Origin of the sequence: Mycolicibacterium vaccae NBRC 14118 = CIP 105934, from assembly GCF_001552715.1 — a bacterium.
Lineage (GTDB): Bacteria > Actinomycetota > Actinomycetes > Mycobacteriales > Mycobacteriaceae > Mycobacterium > Mycobacterium vaccae.
In genome coordinates this window covers 1-18,649 of the sequence record NZ_BCRS01000020.1, presented here as the reverse complement: position 1 = coordinate 18,649, position 18,649 = coordinate 1, and the positions used below count along the sequence as shown (strand labels likewise).

Sequence of the window (18,649 nt, the reverse complement as noted above, 5' to 3'; positions counted from 1 at the left end):
GCGAATAGCCTCACACACGTGAGCAACAAAGTTCCGGTCGACCTCACTGGCCCGGCGAAGACCATGCTGTCGACTCTGTACCTGAAGGCCCTCGACGCTGACTTCGACCGACCGATCCTCGGCGACCGGTTCGCCAAGGCCGCGATCGACAAGCTCGACTTCGACTGGCGCGAACTCGAGATCACGCCGAAGTGGGCGCCGCTGTTCACCGTTCGCACCGCGCTCTACGACGGCTGGGTCCGCGAGTTCATCGCCGCCAACCCCGAGTGCACCGTCGTGCACCTGGGTTGCGGCCTGGACTGCCGCGTGTTCCGGGTCGATCCCGGACCCGACGTCCGTTGGTACGACGTGGATTTCCCCGAGGTCATTGCGCTGCGCGAGCAGATCTACCCGTCCCGCAGCAACTATCAGCTCATCGCCACCCCGGCCACCGAGCCGAACTGGCTCGACGAGATCCCCGCCGACCGGCCCACACTGCTGATCGCCGAGGGCATCAGCATGTACCTCACCGAGGAAGAGGGCATCGCGCTGCTGCGCCGCTTCGTCGACCGCTTCGGCGTCGGGGAGCTGCAGATCGACTTCTTCAACTGGCTGGCGATCAAGTCCCAGAAGACGCAGTCGCTGGTGCGTACCTCCGGCTCGGTGCTGTACTGGGCGGTCAACGATCCGCAGCAGATCCTCGACAAACTGCCCGACATCCGATTGCTCGCCGCGACAACGTTTTTCGATGCGAGCACGTATGCCGGGACGGGCCCGGCCATGCAGGCGCTCAAGCGCGCGGTGCGGCTGGTGCCGCCGCTGCGCAAGGCGCTGCAGTACCACCGCTTCGCGTTCGGTTCCCCCGCCGCGCAACGCTGAGCGGTCAGCCGACACCGGACTGCTTGGCCACGACGCGGCGGAGCTGGTCCTCGATCGCCGCGACGGACTTCTCGCGGTCCGGCCCGTGCGAGTGGTACTCGATCATCAGCTGACCGTTGAAGATCTTGCTGGTGTAGATCTCGATGCCCGCGCCCACTGCGAAGTAGAACTCGCCGTGGCTGGCGGCCACCTGCATGTCCGGCGGCGTACGCAGCGGCGGCACGATGCCGTTGTCGGTGAACATCACCACGTCGGGCAGGCCGGGCGGGTTGCCCACGTACTGCGGGCTGAAGTGCAGGAAGCTCTGCTGGATCACGCCTTCGGCGATGTCCTTCTTGTACGTGTCGTTGATGTCGCGGGCCAGCTCGGCGATGTCGGTGCCCGACTCGATCTCGGCCAGGTAGGTGGCGATGCCGACGGGATTGGTGCTCTCGGTGGCCGACACCGGTGGGGACAGCAGATACCGCAGATCCACGGGATACACGTAAGGCACCGGGATGTTCGGGGTGTTGCGCACAGTCCACTCGGCCATCAGCACCGCCGCCGACAGCAGACTGTTCAGGCCGAGCTTGTTGGCCCGGCAGAACGCGATGATCTTCTCGGTGTCCTGTTCCGACAGCGTGCAGTACGCCATCGGGACGAGCTGCGGCAGAACGGGGTTGACCTCCGCCGGGGCGCGCCGCGACGGCGGCAGGTCGTAGGCGAACATCGCCGCGAGCAGCCGCTCCAGGCCCGAACGGGTCCGCTTCTCCACGCCCCGATCCGACAGGATCACCTCCAGCGGTTCGGGCGCCGGGTGCACCTGAACCGGTTTGGTGGTGCCGGTGGTCACCAGGTCGGTGTAGGTGGAGAACAGCTCCTCGACCAGGCTGAACTGGTGGTGCCCGTCGGCCAGGCTGTGATGGATGTACAGCGTGGGCTGCGCGACGCCGTCCCGGACGGTAAGTCGCAGGTGCACCAGCGACTGGGTCTGGTCGAAGATCAGCGGCGGGGCGGGCGCGTCCCCGGCCAGTTCCACCACCTCGATACCGGGGTGCATCAGGTCGTCGAGCACGATCTCCCACTTGCCGTCCGGCAGCTGCTCCAGGTGTCCGCCGAGCACCGGATGTGCCTGCAGCAGCAGGTCGAACGCGTCCGACAGCGCGTCGGCGTCCATCGGGCCCTCGACATGCGCGGCCAGGCCGATGAAGTTGTGCGTCTCGGCGAACATCTCTTCGCTGCGCGCGAGCTTGCGGATGCCCGATGAAGGAAACATCAGTGTCAGACTCCCGGTGTCTCGGTAGAGGTGTCGGTGGTTCGGGCGGTCCCGTCACCCACGCTTGCTGGCCTTGCGGTATCCGATCGCCAGCGGGACCGCGCACACCGCGGCGATCCCGACCGCCCACAACACCGAGAACATCACGGGCTCGGCGATGGGGCCCTCGAGGGACAGCCCCCGCATGGCCTCGATCGTATAGCTGACCGGTTGGTGCTCGACGATCGGTTGCAGCCATTCCGGGTACTGGTCCAGCGGCACGAAGCCGATGGAGAAGAACATCAGCATCGCGATGACGATCTCGGTGGCCTGCGGCACGATCGTGTTGGACGAGAACAACGCCAGCGTCAGCACCGCGGCCGACAACGCGACGCCGAACAGCGCGGGCATGAACACCCACAGGACGGCCGCGAGAATGCCCTGCTCGAACCGGAACCCGAGGGCGAGCCCGACACACATCACCACCAGCGTGATCACCACGATGCGGACGAAGTCGGCGGCCAGCCGGGACAGCAGGCCCGCGGCGCGGTGCACGGGCACCACCCAGAACCGGGCCAGCAGCCCCGTTTCGCGTTCCCGCATGATCCCGACCGCGCCGATGATCGCGCCGGTCATCCCGCCGACCAGTGCGACCAGCGGCACCTGTCCGTAGAGACCGCTGTGTCCGGTGACCTCCTGGAGGACGTCGCCCAGCACGATGTCGAGTGCCACCAGGAAGGCCGCCGGCATCACGAACGACTGCACCAGCGTCGCCGGGTCGCGGCTCCAGCGCCGCAGGATGCGCCAGGTCAGCACCCCCACCTGCGGCAGCAGCCGCTTGGGCGAGTTCTCCCAGATCTTCTCGCGGCGGTGCCTGCCCCCGGGCCGGTACGGCGCGCCCACCACGGGCTCAGAGTGCTCCAGGGTCATTCCGACCGTCGCTTCCGCGTCACCCACGCGTGCAGGGCCAGCGCCACCACGATGCTGCCGACCGCCCACGCCACCGCGGGGAACATCACCGCCCAGGTCGTCTCCGGCGCGGCGCCGGAGCTGTCACCGGCGAGCGCCTGCAGGGCATACACCCACTGCGACAGCGGCTGGTTGCGCACGAAGCCCTGAATCCACTCCGGGAAGCGTTCCACCGGCTGCAGCCCCACCGACGCCAGGCCCAGCGTCAGCTGCGGGATGAGCATCATCGGCGCGGTCGCCTCCGGATTCTGGGTCGCGATGCCGATCAGGTCGCCGATCAGGGCCAGCGCGGCGCCGATCAGCAGCACCAGCGCGACGAACCCGATGACGCTGAGGACACCGTTGTGGAACCGGAACCCGATCACGTGCCCGCAGGCCACCGACACGGCCAGCGCGATGCAGCAGCGGTACATGCTGGCGGTCATCCGCGACGCCAGCGGGGTCAGCACCGGGATCGGCATCGCGCGGAACCGGCGGTTGATGCCCTGCACGGAGTCGGTCGCCGACCGGAACGCCGCCGAGATGGCGGCGAACCAGATGGCCTGCAGCACGATCAACGGCGTCAGGTACTGGGCGTAGCTGCTCAACGGCTGGACCGCGCCCATCATCTGCTTGAGCGGCAGGTAGTAGCCGATGGTGAACACGATCGACCCGACGATCTGGGTGGCCAGCTCCCCGTTACGCAGGGTCGGGGTGATCATCCGGACGGTGAGCACCCACCACTGCTGAACCGCGGAGACCGGCGGCCGGGCGGCTGTCGGGATGGCGGACTGGGTGATCACGCGTACGAGTCCGCAGCCACGAGGTCGTCGGACTGGTCGCCCCTGCCCCGGGTGCTGTCCCCGGTCAGCGCGAGGAACACCTCGTCGAGGGACGGCCGGCGCAGCGCGATGTCCATCAGCTCGATGCGGTGCTCGCTGAGCAGGTGCAGCGCCTGCATCAGGGTGTTGGCTCCGTCCGGCGCCGGCATCGAGATCCGGTCCGACGCGTCGTCGACCACGGCGCGGTTGGCCTCGGGCAGCAGCGGACCGAGGATGCGCACCACCGCGGGGATGTCGGCGATATGGCGGGGCACGATCTCGCAGTAGGTGCCGCCGGTGCGTTCCTTGAGTTGGTCGGCGGTACCTTCGGCGATCACCGTGCCCTTGTCGATGACGATGATCCGGTCGCTGAGGAGGTCGGCCTCCTCCAGGTACTGCGTGGTCAGCAGCGTGGCGATGCCCGCCTCTTTGAAGTCGGTGACCAGTTCCCAGATCGCCTGGCGGCTCCGGGGATCCAGTCCGGTGGTCGGTTCGTCGAGGAACACCACCTCGGGGCGCACCACCAGACCGCAGGCGATGTCGATGCGGCGCTTCATGCCACCGGAGTAATTGCCCACCGCGCGGTCGCCCGCCTGCACCAGATCGAACTGCTCCAGCAGTTCCTGGGCCCGCTGCTTGGCGACCTTCTTGGTCAGCCCCTGCAGCCGTCCGAACATCAGCAGGTTCTCGCGGCCGGTGAGCAGATCGTCGAGCGCCGCGTGCTGACCCGTCAGCATCAGCGCCCGGCGCACCCCGGCGGGATCGCTGACGACGTCGTGCCCGGCGATCAGGGCGCGGCCGCTGTCCGGCTTGATCAGCGTGGACAGGATATTCACGGTGGTGGTCTTGCCGGCCCCGTTGGGGCCGAGCAGACCGAGCACCTCGCCGCGCTCGACCTCGAAACTCACGTCGCGCAGCGCCTCGACGGAGCCGAAGGACTTCTTGATGCCGGCGACGACCACCGCCTTGTCGGACCTGGTCATTCGCTCTCCTCTAACCGCTCACGACAGATCGACCAGCGCCAGCTCGTCGCCGGCGTCGCTGTCCTCCTCGGCCAGCGCGTCCCGGGTGATGTCCAGGAGCGCCGTCGAGTACTGCCGGGCAAAGGATTCCACATCGGTGGGCCCGAGCCGGCGGGTGTCGTACCACCAGTCCAGGTGCAGCACCCCTCCGGTGCGGTAAACCCGCAGCTCGATCGCGTGCCCGAGGCCGGGCAGCGCATCGCGGATCGGCATGGCCGTGTCGGCGTCGAACCGCACCGGCGCGTCCTCGGGCTGCTCGGCGGGCACCTCGGGGATGGTGCCGACGTGGGAGAACAGGATGTCGGCGGGCCGCGTCGCACCGAGCACGCGCGCGGTCGGCGCGTACAGGTAGCGCAGCAGCCCATATCCGATGCCGTAGTGCGGGACCGCTTTGAGCGTGTCGCGCACCTCTTCGAGGGACTGCCGGGCCGAACCCTGTCCGCTCGCGGTCAGCACCACCGGGTGGATGGTGCTGAACCAGCCCACGGTGCGTTGCAGGTCGACGTCGGGCTTGAGCACCGAGCGGCCGCGGCCGGCCAGGTCGACGGCCACCGCACCCTCGCCTGCCGTGGCGGCCACGGCACGGGCCAGCGCGGCCAGCAGGATCTCCTCGACCGGCAGGCGCAGCCGTCGCCGGGCGTCGTCGATCTCACCGGTTTCGGCGGCCGACAGCGCGGTCGACAACCGGACCACTTCGTCGGCGCCGGGACGCTCGCTGGGGTCCGGGCCGGCGACGCTCAGCGTGGACCGCTGCGCCGTCTCGAACCAGTGGTCCCGGCTGTCGAGCACGGCCGGGTGACTGGCCAGCCCCGCGCACCGCTGCGACCATTCCCGCCACGACGCCGGGACCGGCGCCAGTGCGATCTCCTCGCCGGCCATCCGCTGGCTGAACGCGGTGAAGATGTCGGTGAGCAGCACATCACGCGACACCCCGTCCTCACCCGAGCCGCCGATGATGCCGTGCAGGCTCAGCGCCAGGTGCGACGGGCCGCCGGCCGCGCCGCGGATGAACGTCGCGGTCAGCGGCACCACCATCTGATGCTCGCGGACCTGCTCGTCGAGGAACTCCAGCACCGCCGCGCGTTCCTGCGGGCTGCCCGCGGCCAGCCCGTCGGGCAGCTGCCGGGTCACCAGCTCGGTGAACTCCCCCGGCTCGGCGATCCGTTGATCCCAGGTGCCCGCCCGTTCCACCAGGTGCACGCGCAGTGCGTCGTGCGCGTCGGTCACCGCGGTCAGCACCGCCCGCACGTCGTCCTCGCCGACGTCGGGACGCAGCCCCAGGATCACCGGGATGCGCCAGCGACCGATGTCGCGCAGTCCGTGCTCGAGGAAGTACGCCACGTTCGGCGGAACCGGCGGATGGACCGCGTCGTCGAGTGTCTGACGGGCCAGGCCGCCTTCGGCGTAGCGCGCCGACAGCACCTTGGCCAGCGAGGCCACGGTCTGGTTCTCGTACAGGTCCTGCGGGGTCAGGTCCAGACCTTCGTGCCCCGCGGTCATCGCCACGCTGATCGCGATCAGCGAGTCACCGCCGATCTCGAAGAAGTTGGCGTTGCGGTCGATGTTCGACAGGCCGAGGCACTGGCACCAGATGCGCTGCAGCTTGGCCTCCACCGTGGAGGCGCCCCCGGCCGCGGCGGGCGCGGCCCCGGCGGAGTCGGTCGCCGCCGTCATGCCGTTGGTGCCCGCGCCGCCGGCCAGCCAGGCGGCGTTGGCGTTGTGCTCGACCCAGTGCCGCTGCTTGGCGAACGGATAGCCGGGCAGCGTGACCAGCGTGTGCTGCTGCTCGGCGCCCTGGTCGAAGTCCACCTCGACGTCGGCGGCCCACAGCTGGCCCAGCGCCAGCAGGAACGTGTCGTGGTCGTTGCGGTTCTGCGCCTGGTGCCGCATCAGCCGCACCGCGCGGTGCCGTTCGGCCCATTTCGGGTGCCTGCCCGCCGACGAGGTCAGCGTGCCGCCGGGACCCACCTCGACCAACACCCGGTCCGGTGCGGCCAGCAGCGCGTCGAGTTCGTCGGCGAAGCGGACGGTGGCCCGGATCTGCCGGGCCCACGTCGCCGGGTTGGTGGCCTCGGCCGCGGTCATCGTGGTCCCGGTGATGTTGGACAGCAACGGGATCTGCGGTTCCCGCAGCGTCACACCGGACAGGAACGCGCCGAACTCGGCGACCACCGGGTCCATCAGCCGGGAGTGGAACGCGTGCGAGGTGCGCACCCGCCTGGCCGCGACGCCCTTCTCGGCCAACGCGGCCTGGAAGGTGCGGATCGCGTCCTCGCTGCCGGCCACCACGCAGCTGCCCGGGTCGTTGATCGTCGCGACGTCGACGTCCGGGGTCAGGTGTTCGGCGATCGCCGCGGGGCTCAACGGCACCGCGACCATCACGCCGCGCGGGGCGGCGTGCATCAGCTTGGCGCGCTTGGACACCACCTTGACCGCGGTATCGAGGTCGAAGACGCCGGCGATGGTCGCCGCGGGGTACTCCCCGATGCTGTGCCCGGCCATGATCGCCGGTTCGACGCCGTAGGACTGGACCAGTCTGGCCAGCGCGTACTCGACGGTGAACAGTGCCGGCTGGGCCCGGTCGGTGTGCTCCAGGTTGCGTCCCACGCCGTCGAAGATCTCGGCGCGCAGGTCGTAACCCATCTCGTCGTTGAATGCCGCGACACACTCGTCGAAGTGCCGGGCGAACACCGGCTCGCTGTCGTACAGGCCGCGGGCCATGCCGACGTGCTGGGCGCCCTGGCCCGGGAACAGGAATGCGACCCGCTCGGCCGAGTCCGTCAGACCGGGGACGGCCTGTCCGACGAACACGTTGTCGGTCGCCCCGTCGATCTGAGCGGCTGAGAGCACGGTCGCGGCGTTGGCCTGGTCGTGCACGACCGCGGCCAGCCGGACCGGCTCCTTGCGGCGCCGGGTCAGCGTGTACGCGGCGTCGGGCAGGCTGATCTCGTCCGCCTCAGCCAGCTCGTTGGCCAGCGCCGCCCGCGACTGGCCAAGCGCCTCTTCGGTTCTCGCAGACAGCACGAGAACCTGCGGCCGGGCCGGTGACGACGCCGGCGCGGCGGCCACCGCCGGCGCCTCCTCCAGCACGATGTGGGCGTTGGTGCCGCCCACGCCGAAGGAGCTGACGCCTGCACGGCGGATGCCGTCGGATTCCCACGGCCCGTCCTGGCCGCGGATGCGGAACGGCCCGCGGTCGATGTGCAGCTCGGGGTTCGGGCTGGTGTAGTGCAGCGTGGCCGGGATGGCCTTGTGCTCCAGGCACAGGATGGCCTTGATCAGCCCGGCGATGCCCGCAGCGGTCTCCAGGTGGCCGATGTTGGACTTGACCGACCCGAGATAGCAGGGCGCACTGCGGGTTTCCTCGGCCAGCTCGAATGCCTGGCGCAGCCCCTCGATCTCGATCGGGTCGCCGAGCGGGGTGCCGGTGCCGTGGGTCTCGACGTAGGTGATCGACGACGCGTCCACCCCGGCGATCGCGTGCGCCTCGGCGATCACCTCGGCCTGGCCCAGCGCGTTCGGCGCGGCGTAGGTCATCTTGGTGGCGCCGTCGTTGTTCAGCGCCGAGCCGCGGATCACCGCGTGGATGTGGTCGCCGTCCTCGACGGCGTCGGCCAGCGCCTTGAGCGCGATGACGCCGACGCCGCTGGCGAAGATCGTGCCGTCGGAGCGCACGTCGAACGGGCGGCACCGGCCGGTGGGCGAGACCATCGCGCCCTGCTCGTACCAGTAGCCGACGTGGTGCGGGATGCGCAGCGACGAGCCGCCGGCCAGTGCGATGTCGCACTCCCCGTTGAGGATCGACTGGCAGGCCAGATGCACCGCGACCAGCGACGACGAGCAGGCCGTCGCCACCGACAGTGCGGGCCCGCGGAAGTCGAACTGGTGGGCCACCCGGGTGGCCAGGTGGTCCTTGTCGTTCTGCAGCGACAGGTTGACCATCTCGAAGCTGGCGCCCTGCCCGATCACCATCATCGGGTCGAAGTTCGACATCAGGTTGTGCAGCAGGTAGCCGCTCGAGCTGCTGGTGCCGAACACGCCGACGGTGGACTCCAGCCCCTTCGGGTCGTAGCCGGCGTCCTCCAGGGCATGGAACACCGCCTGCAGGAACAACCGGTGCTGCGGGTCGAGCATGCGGGCCGCGTACGGGGTGAAGCCGAAGAAGTCCGCGTCGAACTCCTCGATGCCCGGCATCAGCCCGGCCCGGCGCACGTAGCCGCGGTGGGCCAGCGCCTTCTCGGTGACACCGTTGGCGAGCAGGTCCTCCTCGGACAGGTCGACGATCGACTCGACGCCGCCGCGCAGGTTGCGCCAGAACTCGGACACCGACCCCGCACCCGGGAATTTGCCTGCCATGCCGATGACGGCGATGGCGTTGTCGGGAAGTTCGTCGGCGTTGTTCAAGGCACCGCTCGTCACGATCGTGGTCCCACTTTCCGCCGCGATGCGGCTCGTTGACGCGCTGCGGCACGTTGCTGTGCCCGCTCGCGCAGCGCGTTCGGGCGCTCGGCGGACTCCTGCTCCTCGAGCCCGAGCTGACGGATCAGATCGAGCGCGAGATCGGACAGCGTAGCGCCCTGCAGAAGCAGTGCCACCGGAGGCTCCACCCCGAAGTCACCGCGGATGGTGTTGCGCATCCGCACCGCCATCAGCGAATCCAGGCCCAGCTCGGTCAGCGGCTGGGCGATGTCGACCGCGCTGTCGTCGGAGTAACCCATGATCGCCGAGATGCGGCGGCGCAGCCGCGCCACCACGACCCGGTTGACCTCCGCGGCGTCCATGGTCTTGAGCGCCTCGGCACCGCCCCAGTCTTCGTCGACGTCGTCGGTCTCCAGCTCACCGACCAGGTCGGCGAAGAAGCCGATCTGGTGGATCTCCGGGAACGCCGCCGCGGCGCGGTCCAGCCGCAGCCGGGCGATGCCGACCCGGGAGAAGCCGGCGGCCAGCACGCCGCCGAGCGCGTCCACGCCCTCGGCCGGGGTGATCGGGTCCAGCACCGAGAAGCGCAGTGTGCTGGCCAGACCCACCTCGGCCCACTGGCCCCAGTTGATCGCGATCGCGGGCAGTCCCGCGGCACGACGCCAGGCGACCAGCCCGTCCAGCCACGCGTTCGCGCAGGCGTAGGCGGCCTGGCCGGGCGAACCCAGCAGCGACACGATCGACGAGAAGCCGACCCACCAGTCCAGGTCCTTGGCAGCGGTGACCTCGTGCAGGCGCAGCGCGCCCGCGGCCTTCGGCGCCCAGATCTTGTCCAGGCTCTCGCGGGTCAGGCCGACGAAGATCTCGTCTTCGAGCACGGCGGCCGAATGGATCAGGCCGCGCAGCGGCTTGCCGGTCTCCTCTGCGGCCGCGACCAGTCGCTCGGCCACCCCGGGCTGCGCGACATCGCCGGTGACGACGGAGATCTCGGCGCGGGCCGACAGTTCGTCGAGCACCGACTGCACCTCGTCGGAGGGGCCGCTGCGGCCGTTGAGCACGAGCCGGCCTGCGCCGTTGTCGACCAGCCAGCGGACCACCGACATGCCGACACCGCCGAGCGCACCGGTGACGACGTAGGACCCGTCCTTGCGCACCACGAGCTGACCCGGCGTCGCGGGCAGGGTGGCGCGGGACAGCCGCTCGACGAACCGGGTGCCGTCGCGCCACGCGATGACGTCGTCGTCGCCTGCGGCTTCGATCTCGGCGATCAGCGCTGCGGCCGGGTCGCCGGTGCCGGCGTCGAGCAGCGTGGTCTTCAGGTCCGGGTGCTCGTAGGCGAGCACCCGCGCCAGGCCCTTGAGGCTGTTGGCGCCCGGGTTCCCATGAGCGTCCTCAGGTTTGACGACCAGACCACTTTCGGTGACCAGCCACAGCCGCGGTGCTCTGCCGTGCCAGCTGCCGACGATCGCGCGCACGGTGCCCGCCACCCGCCAGATCACGTCGCGGGCGTGCTCCAGACCGTTCGCGGCGTCGGTGCCGTCGAAGTCCGGGTTGCTCACGAACACGACCACGCCTGCGGGCGGCAGGTCGGGATCGGCGGTCGCGGTGGCGAACGCCTCGCGCACGGCCGCCTCGTCGGCGAGGTCGGCGGTGACCACCCGGCGGGTGTCGCCGCCGAACCGCGTCGCGAACTCCTGCGCGCGGGCCAGGCCGTCCGCACCGTCGGCCAACGCCAGCCAACTGCCGGTGGCCGGGCCGCCGGCCGGTACCGCGGACTCGACCCAGCGCGAGTCGAAGATCTTCTGCGACAACGGAAGCGGCACGGTCCGGCGCTGGATGCGCTTGAGGTGCACGTCGTCGACCCGGGCCAGCACGGCGCCGGTGTCGTCGGTCAGGGTGACCCGGCCGACCGCGTCGCCGCTGTCCTCGACGACGCTGACCAGCTCGGCGCGGCACTTGGCCCGCCGGCCGGGGGCGCCGAAGACCCGCAGCGAGCCGAACCCGACCGGCAGATAGGTGACATCGGTGGAATCGGCGAGCGTCTCGTCGGTCATCGCCGCGGCCAGACCCTGCAGGGCGGCGTCCAGCAGCACCGGGTGCAGCGTGATGCCGCGGTGCGGGGTCGCCTCGTCGGGCAGCACGATCTCGGTGTCGGCCGTGCCGGACGACCGCACGATGCGGGTCAGCGCCGCGAACGCGTGCGCGTGGTGAGCGCCGGTGCGGCGCAGTGCGGTGTAGAACTCCGACGGGGACACCGGCGTCCCGTCGGCGGTGGGCACCACCTTGGCCGGTGCCGCGGTGTCCTCGGCGGCGCGCACGGTGCCCGTCGCGTGCCGGGTCCAGCTGCCCGCATCGGAGCGGGAGTGGATCTCGACGCGCAGCGTGCCGTCCTCGTCGCGGGTCAGCTGGGTGGTCAGCTTGGTGTGCTCGTCGAGCGGGAGCATCTGCTCGACCTCGACACTGACCTCGACGCCCGTGGCGGGCAGGCCGAGTGCCTCGGCTCCGGCGGCCAGCGCGATCTCGGCGAAACCGGCGCCCGGCATCACCGGCAGGCCGTGCACGATGTGGTCGGCCAGCCACGGATGGGCCTGCAGACCCACGTCGGACTGCCACACGTGGCCGTTGCCCGACGGCAGCTCCACATGCAGGCCCAGCAACGGGTGCGCACCCGAGAAGCCCTGGGCCGCAGATCGATCCGCCATCCAGAAGGATGCGTGCTGCCACGCCGTGGGCGGCGCGGACACGAGCCGGCCCGACGCGTCCTCGGGCTCCTTGACCGCGGGCGGACGCACCGCGGACAGCTGCGCGTGGAACGCCAGCGTCTCCGGCTGGTCCCGGTTCACCGTCGCGCCCACGTGGTACCTGCGGTTGGTGGACTGCGCGGCCAGCGTGTCCGAGATCGCATGCGCCAGCAGCGGATGCGGGCTGATCTCGATGAAGTTGCTGTGCTCGGCGCCCGCCTCGTGCACCGCCTGCGAGAACCGCACCGGGTTGCGCAGATTCGCCGCCCAGTAGTCGGCCGAGTACATCGGGGCGTCACCGGCGTAGGCGACCGTCGAGATCAGCGGGATCTTCGGCGCGGCCGGGGCCAGATAGGCCAGTGCCTCCCGCAGCTCGGGCAGCACCGGGTCGATGGTCGGGTGGTGCGACGCGACGTCCACCTCGACGCGGCGGGCCAGCTTGCCCTGCGCGTCGACCATGGCGACGAGTTCGTCGACCTGATCCGGCGGGCCGGCGATCACCGACTGCTTCGGCGACGCGTACACCGCGACCGTGACGTCGGGCCGGTCGGCGATCAGCTTCTCGGTGGCCTGGGCGTCGAGCTCCAGCAGCGCCATCGCGCCCTGCCCGGACAGCCGTTTCATCAGCCGGGTCCGGGTGGCGATGACGTCCAGGCCCTCCGCCGGGGTCAGCACGCCGGCGACCACCGCGGCGGTCGTCTCGCCCATCGAGTGACCGATCACCGCGTCGGGCTCCACGCCGTAGGAGCGCCACAGCTCGGTCAGCGCCAGCTGCATGCCGACCAGCACCGGCTGGATGCGGTCGATGCCGACGACGGGTTCGCCGGCCTCCAGTGTCTGGCGCAGCGAGAACCCGACCTTGTCGAGGAACGCGGGTTCGAGCTCGTCGACGGCCGCGGCGAACGCGGGCTCCTCGGCCAGCAGCGCCTTGCCCATACCCGCCCACTGCGCGCCCTGACCGGAGTACAGGAACACCGTCCCGGGTCCGACCTTCGCGTCGCGGGCACCCGCCACACCCGGCGCGGGACGGCCGTCGGCCAGGGCCCGCAGGCCCGTGACAGCCTCGGCGTGGGTGCGGGCGCACACCGTGGCGATGGTCTGGTGGCGGCTGCGGTGGTGGTTGACGGTGTAGGCGACGTCGGCCAGCGGCGCGGCCGCGCCGTCGCCCTCCAGCCAGTCGGCCAGCGAGGCGGCCGAGGCGGCCAGCCGGGCCGGCGTCCTGCCCGACACCACGAGGGTGACGACCCCGCCGGTGTCGGCCGCCGCGGGCACGGGCTCGGGGCCCTGCTCCAGCACGATGTGGGCGTTGGTGCCGCCCATGCCGAACGACGACACCGCGCCGCGGCGCGGATGCTCGCTCTTGGGCCACTCCCCCGCCGCCGTCGGCACGAACAGCCGCGTCGGCTTCGGGTCGATCTGCGGGTTCCACTTCTCGAAGTTCAGGTTCGGCGCGATCTTGCCGCGCTGCAGCGTCAGCACGGTCTTGATGAAGCCGGCGACGCCGGCCGCGGCCTCAAGGTGGCCCATGTTGGTCTTGACCGCGCCGAGCGCGCACGGCACGTCGCCCTTGCCGTAGACCGCGGCGAGCGCGTCGAACTCGATCGGATCGCCCAGACCTGTTCCGGTGCCGTGGGTTTCGATGTAGTTGACCGTGGACGCGGCGACGTCGGCCGAGCGCAGCGCCCGGGTGATCACGTCGCGCTGCGACGGCGCGTTGGGCGCGGTCAGCCCGTTGGAGCGGCCGTCCTGGTTGACCGCCGAGCCGCGCACCACGCCGACGACGCGGTCGCCGTCGCGCACCGCGTCGGTGAGGCGCTTGAGCACGACCACGCCCGCACCTTCGCCGCGGACGAAGCCGTCGGCGCGCGAGTCGAACGCGTGGCACTTGCCGTGCGGCGACAGCATGCCCCACTTGGCCAGCGCCAGCTGGGTTTCCGGGCGCAGGTTGAGGCTGACCCCGCCGGCCAGCGCGAGGTCGCTCTCGCGCATCCGCAGGCTCTGGCAGGCCAGGTGGATCGACACCAGCGACGACGAGCACGCGGTGTCGACCGCGACGGCCGGGCCCTTGAGCCCGAGCAGGTAGGCGATCCGGCCGACGGTCACGCTGTGCGCGTTGCCCGTCGCCGAGTACGCGTCGATGGTGTCGGGGTTGCCCGCGGACGCGTTCTGGTACTCGGTGTAGTACACACCCATCATCACCGCGGTGCGCGTCTCGCCGAGGTTGTCCGGCGCCAGGCCGGCGTTCTCCAGTGCCTCCCAGGCGACTTCGAGCAGCACCCGCTGCTGCGGGTCCATCGCGGTGGCCTCGCGTGGGGTGATGCCGAAGAAGTCGGCGTCGAAGCCGGCGACGTCGTCGAGGTAGGCGCCCCACTTGGTGGGCATGCGCCCGGGCGCCATCGGGTCAGGGTCGTAGAACGCGTCGCCGTCCCAGCGGTCGGCGGGCACCTCGGTGACCGCGTCGACCCCGTTCTCCAGCAGGTGCCAGTAGCTGTCCGGGCCGGTCACCCCGCCGGGGAACCGGCAGCCGATGCCGACCACCGCGATGGGCTCGGCGCCTGCGACCCGGGAGGCCTTCTCGAACTGCTCGGCCAGCTTGCCGCGTTGCTCGGCCGACATGGCCGAGATCCGGTCGAAGGTGGTCTTCATCAGATGGATCCTTCACTGCCGGCGTTCGCCGACTCGACGGAAGAGAACAGCTCGTCCAGCACGCTGAAGGAGTCTGAGTCATCCTCGGTTGATTCGGGTTCGGGCTCGTCGACCGCATTCTGTTGCGGCGCCAGCAGGTCGGCGACGAAATCCGACATCTGCGAGATCGACGGATGGTTCCACAGCATCGTGGCCGAAAGGTCGACGCGCACCAGCGCCTTGGCGTCGCGCAGGAGGTTCATCGCCATCATCGAGTCCAGGCCGAGCTCCGGGAACGGCATGTCGAAATCGACGGCGCTGTCCGGCATTCCGAGCTCGCGGGCCAGGATGGTCCGCAGCCGGTTACGCAGTTCGGCCACCGTCTCCGCCCGGGTCATCGTCGACCAGTCGACGAACTCGGTTGCCGCGGCCGCGCTTTCGTCGGCGACGGGGGCGGGTGCGGACTCCACCGGGGCGTAGGTGAGTCCGCGGATGTCGACCCACACCGAGCCGTCGGCGCCGGTGACCAGGACGTCGACGACCAGGTTGTCGCCCTCGCCGGCCCGCCGGTAGGCCTCGACGACACCGTCGGCGCCCGCGGCCGCGGCGACCGTCAGGCTCTCGGCGCCCGCGGGCAGCAGCAGCTGCGCGTTGTCGGCGTCGGCGAGCCGGGCCACGTGCACCGCGGCATCCACCAGTGCGGCGCCGGGTGACTCCGCCGAGGTGGGTACCGCGACGCCGGCGCGAGCGCCGGCGGCCGTGGTCGTGCAGTCGGTGACCGTCCACTCGAACGGCTGGCCCTCGACACCGAGTGCACGCTGCATCTCAGAGATCGCCGCACCGTCGAAGACGCGGCCACCGGTGCTCTGGTCGCCGTCGGGCCTGCCGCCGGGGGCGGCGGCCAGCTGCGCGCTCGCATGCCGGGTCCAGCGTTGTTCGGGGCTGTCCGGTGACGCACTGGACCACACGGTCAACGCGTCACCGTCGGCCACCACGTGCACGACTTTGGGCTGGTCGGCCACGATCGGGTACTCGAACCGCACGTCGCCGACGGTGGCGGGTGACCCGCCGTCGCCCGGGAGCTGCGCAGCTGCCGACGACAGTGTCTGCAGCAGCACCGAAACCGGCACCACCTCGACACCGCGGACCCGGTGCGCGACCGGGTAGGAACGCTCGCCGGGCAGCACGCGGGCGCGCCACACGCGGTCGTGCGCGGTGCCGTCGACCGGCGCGCCGAGCACCGTGCCCCAGGCGGGGGCGGGCACGGCGGCCAGATCGGCATCGTCGCCGAAGCCGGAGACCAGGTGGTCGAGAACCTTCACCGACGCGCGCATCCGGTACGCGTCGGCCAGCCGGGCCCAGTCGGCCCCGGCCACCACGGTCTGCACCGCGGCGTCCGGGCTGAGCACCGCGGGCAGCATCCTGATCGCGACGTCGTTGGGCATCGGTTCCAGGCCTGCGGCCTTCATCTGCGGCTGGGCGTCGGCCCACGACTTCCACAGACCCCAGTCGACGACCGTCGCGGGCAGGCCGAGCGCGCGCCGCGCGTGGGCGAACGCGTCGGCGAACGCGTTGGCCGCCGTGTAGTGGGCGACGGCGCGGGAACCCAGCAGCCCGGTGATCGACGAGAACAGCACGAAGCGGCGCACCGGGGTGCGCAGCGACAGCTTGTGCAGCACCGTGGTGGCGTCGACCTTCGCCCGGAACATCGGGGCCAGGTCGTCCTCGGTCATGTCGGTAAGGAGCGCCTCGCCGCCGGCCAGCGACGCCAGGTAGATCCCGTCCAGCGGCGGCAGGTCGGCGCCGAAGCGGGCGAACACCGCCGCCATCGCGGTCTCGTCGGCCGCGTCGGCGGCGACCTCGACCAGCGTGGTGCCGCGGCCCGACAGTTCCTCGGCCAGCTCGGCCAGTTGCGCGCCGCCGCGGCGTGACACCGCGACCACCGTGCCTGCGCCCATGTCGGCGAGCTGGCGGATCAGGTACGGCCCGACGTTACCGGTCGCGCCGATCACCAGATGGCTTGTGCCTGCGTCGAATCGGGTCAGCGGCACAGCCGGAAGCGGGTGCGGGACCAGCCGCGGGACGCGACGCTCGGCGCCGCGGTAGACGGCCTGGTCGTCGCGGCCGGTGTCGGTCCCGGTCAACGAGGAAACCTCGGCGTGCAGGTACTGCGCCAGCAGTTCCGGGGGCAGCGTCTCGTCGACGTCGACGAGGCCGCCCCAGAACTCCGGGTGCTCCAGGGCCAGCGTGCGGCCCTGACCCCACAGCACTGCGTGCGCCGGGTTGGCCCGCTCCCCGTCGGCAACGGCCTGCGCATTCCGGGTGACGATGAAAAGCCTTGGTGCATCGCCACTTCCGGCCAGTGCGACCACCAGCCGACGCAGCTGGTGGAACGCCGCATAGCTGGGTGCGGCGTCGAAGCGCCGCGCGGAGACCTCCGGGACGTAGACGACGTGCGCGACACCGGGCAGCGCGGAGCGCACCGTGTCGGCGCCGGCGTCGTCGTCGAGCACCGACAGCGGCAGCGCGCGCGAGCCCGCACCGAGCAGCTCGGCCAGGTCTGCGCCCGCCTCGTCGGCCAGCACCAGCCACGGCACGTCGGCAGCGGTCCCAGCGGGCAGCTCGCGCACCGGCCAGCTCAGCCGGTGGAACCACTCGTGTATCTCGCCTTCGGCGACCGCCACATCGGTCCCGTTGTGCGGCACGCGTTTTGAGCTGGTCTGCGTAGCAGCGGTGTCGAGCCAGTGGTGGGCGTGATGCCACGGCGTGATGGGCAGCTGCACCCGGGTGCCGCGCTGCGGCGTCTTCGGCGGGCGCACCGTGTGCGTGGCGTTGAGGTTGGTGTGGAAGCTGACCGTGTCGTTCGCGTCGCGGTGCAGCGTGGCGATGCTGTGGAAATGCCGGGCCGAACTCCCGTCCCCGGCGGGGGTCGACAGCGTGTCCTTGACCGCGTGACTGAGCAGCGGGTGCGGGCTGACCTCGACGAAGATCGCCTTGTCCGCCCCGGCGGTGGCGACCGCGCGGGCGAAGCGCACCGGGTTGCGCAGGTTGGCCACCCAGTGGTCGGCGTCGAACACGCAGGAACCGTCGGTCGGTCGGCCGTCGGTGGTGACGATCAGCGGGATGGCGGGCCGGCGCGGCTGCAGATCGGCCAGCTCCGCGCGCAGGTCGTCGAGGATCGGGTCGATGATCGGATGGTGCGACGCGACGTCGACGTCCACCCGGCGGGCCAGCTTGTCGAGCTTGTCGACCTCGGCGATCGCGGCGTCCACCTGGTCCGGCGGGCCGGCGATCACCGTCTGGTGCGGCGACGCGTACACCGCCACCGTGAGACCGGAGTAGCCGGCGATCAGCTTCTCGGCGGCCTCGGCGTCGAGCTCCAGCAGGCCCATCGCGCCCTGGCCGGACAGCCGCTTCATCAGCCGTGACCGGGTCGCGATCACCTTCAGGCCGTCGGCCGGGCTGAGCGCACCGGAGACGACCGCGGCGGTCACCTCGCCCATCGAGTGGCCGATCACCGCGTCCGGCTGCACGCCGTAGGACTGCCACAGCTTGGTCAGCGCCAGCTGCACGCCGACCAGCACCGGCTGGATGCGGTCGATGCCGACCACGGTCTCGCCGGAGGTCAGCACGTCGCGCAGCGAGAAACCGGCCTGAGCGACGAAGTCGGGCTCGAGCTCGTCGACGGCGGCGGCGAACGCCGGCTCGTCGGCCAGCAGCCGGCGGCCCATGCCCGCCCACTGCGAACCCTGCCCGGAGTACAGGAACACCGTGCCCGAACCGCACGCGCCGTCGTGGGCCGGCACCACACCGGGGGCCGGGTAGCCCTCGGCCAGTGCCCGCAGCCCGGCGACGGCCTGGTCGCGGTCTGCCGCGGCGACGGTCGCGAACCTGGTGTGCTGGGCGCGCCGGTGGTTCAGTGTGGCCGCGACGTCGGCCAGGCTCACCGCGGAGCCGGCGGGCGACTGCAGCCACTCGGCC

General features: G+C 71.1%; 8 protein-coding genes. 1 reads left to right on the top strand and 7 read right to left on the bottom strand.

Translation table 11 applies throughout. The features are described from left to right. The first annotated feature begins 18 nt into the window (after window positions 1–18). A complete protein-coding gene (locus MVA01S_RS06310; protein ID WP_003932271.1) occupies window positions 19–858 on the top strand; it encodes a class I SAM-dependent methyltransferase in 840 nt (279 codons plus the stop codon). A gap of 4 nt (window positions 859–862) precedes the next feature. Here the strand turns inward: MVA01S_RS06310 and MVA01S_RS06305 are convergent, their stop codons facing one another. The 7 genes from MVA01S_RS06305 to MVA01S_RS06275 form a co-directional block, all read right to left on the bottom strand. Further along, window positions 863–2,113, bottom strand: a complete 1,251-nt coding sequence (locus MVA01S_RS06305) for a phthiocerol/phthiodiolone dimycocerosyl transferase (protein WP_003932270.1) — start codon at window positions 2,111–2,113, stop codon at window positions 863–865. Window positions 2,114–2,167: 54 nt separating this feature from the next. After that, a complete protein-coding gene (locus MVA01S_RS06300; protein ID WP_040542507.1) occupies window positions 2,168–3,022 on the bottom strand; it encodes an ABC transporter permease in 855 nt (284 codons plus the stop codon). Beyond that, window positions 3,019–3,843, bottom strand: coding sequence for an ABC transporter permease (locus tag MVA01S_RS06295; protein ID WP_003932268.1), 825 nt, complete (start codon window positions 3,841–3,843; stop codon window positions 3,019–3,021). Before MVA01S_RS06295 ends, MVA01S_RS06300 begins: the two co-directional genes overlap by 4 nt. Continuing rightward, entirely contained in the window at window positions 3,840–4,844 is a 1,005-nt protein-coding gene (locus tag MVA01S_RS06290; RefSeq protein ID WP_003932267.1) for an efflux ABC transporter ATPase subunit, DrrA-related, read from the bottom strand. Before MVA01S_RS06290 ends, MVA01S_RS06295 begins: the two co-directional genes overlap by 4 nt. A gap of 18 nt (window positions 4,845–4,862) precedes the next feature. Then, on the bottom strand, window positions 4,863–9,302 hold the full coding sequence (locus MVA01S_RS06285) for a type I polyketide synthase (protein ID WP_040542334.1): 4,440 nt from the start codon (window positions 9,300–9,302) through the stop codon (window positions 4,863–4,865). Continuing rightward, window positions 9,299–14,689 carry a type I polyketide synthase gene (locus MVA01S_RS06280; protein ID WP_003932265.1) on the bottom strand — a complete coding sequence of 1,797 codons (5,391 nt, stop codon included), beginning with the start codon at window positions 14,687–14,689 and terminating at the stop codon, window positions 9,299–9,301. Before MVA01S_RS06280 ends, MVA01S_RS06285 begins: the two co-directional genes overlap by 4 nt. After that, window positions 14,689–18,649 (bottom strand): type I polyketide synthase (locus tag MVA01S_RS06275; RefSeq protein WP_060941559.1); only part of this gene is annotated, 3,961 nt, incomplete at its 5' end. The genes MVA01S_RS06275 and MVA01S_RS06280, both read right to left, overlap by 1 nt.

Excerpts from the sequence above, each read along its gene's own strand:
- MVA01S_RS06290 (WP_003932267.1), bottom strand. The coding sequence starts at position 4,844 with ATGACCAGGTCCGACAAGGCGGTGGTCGTCGCCGGCATCAAGAAGTCC.
- MVA01S_RS06280 (WP_003932265.1), bottom strand. The coding sequence starts at position 14,689 with ATGAAGACCACCTTCGACCGGATCTCGGCCATGTCGGCCGAGCAACGC.
- MVA01S_RS06305 (WP_003932270.1), bottom strand. The coding sequence starts at position 2,113 with ATGTTTCCTTCATCGGGCATCCGCAAGCTCGCGCGCAGCGAAGAGATG.
- MVA01S_RS06300 (WP_040542507.1), bottom strand. The coding sequence starts at position 3,022 with ATGACCCTGGAGCACTCTGAGCCCGTGGTGGGCGCGCCGTACCGGCCC.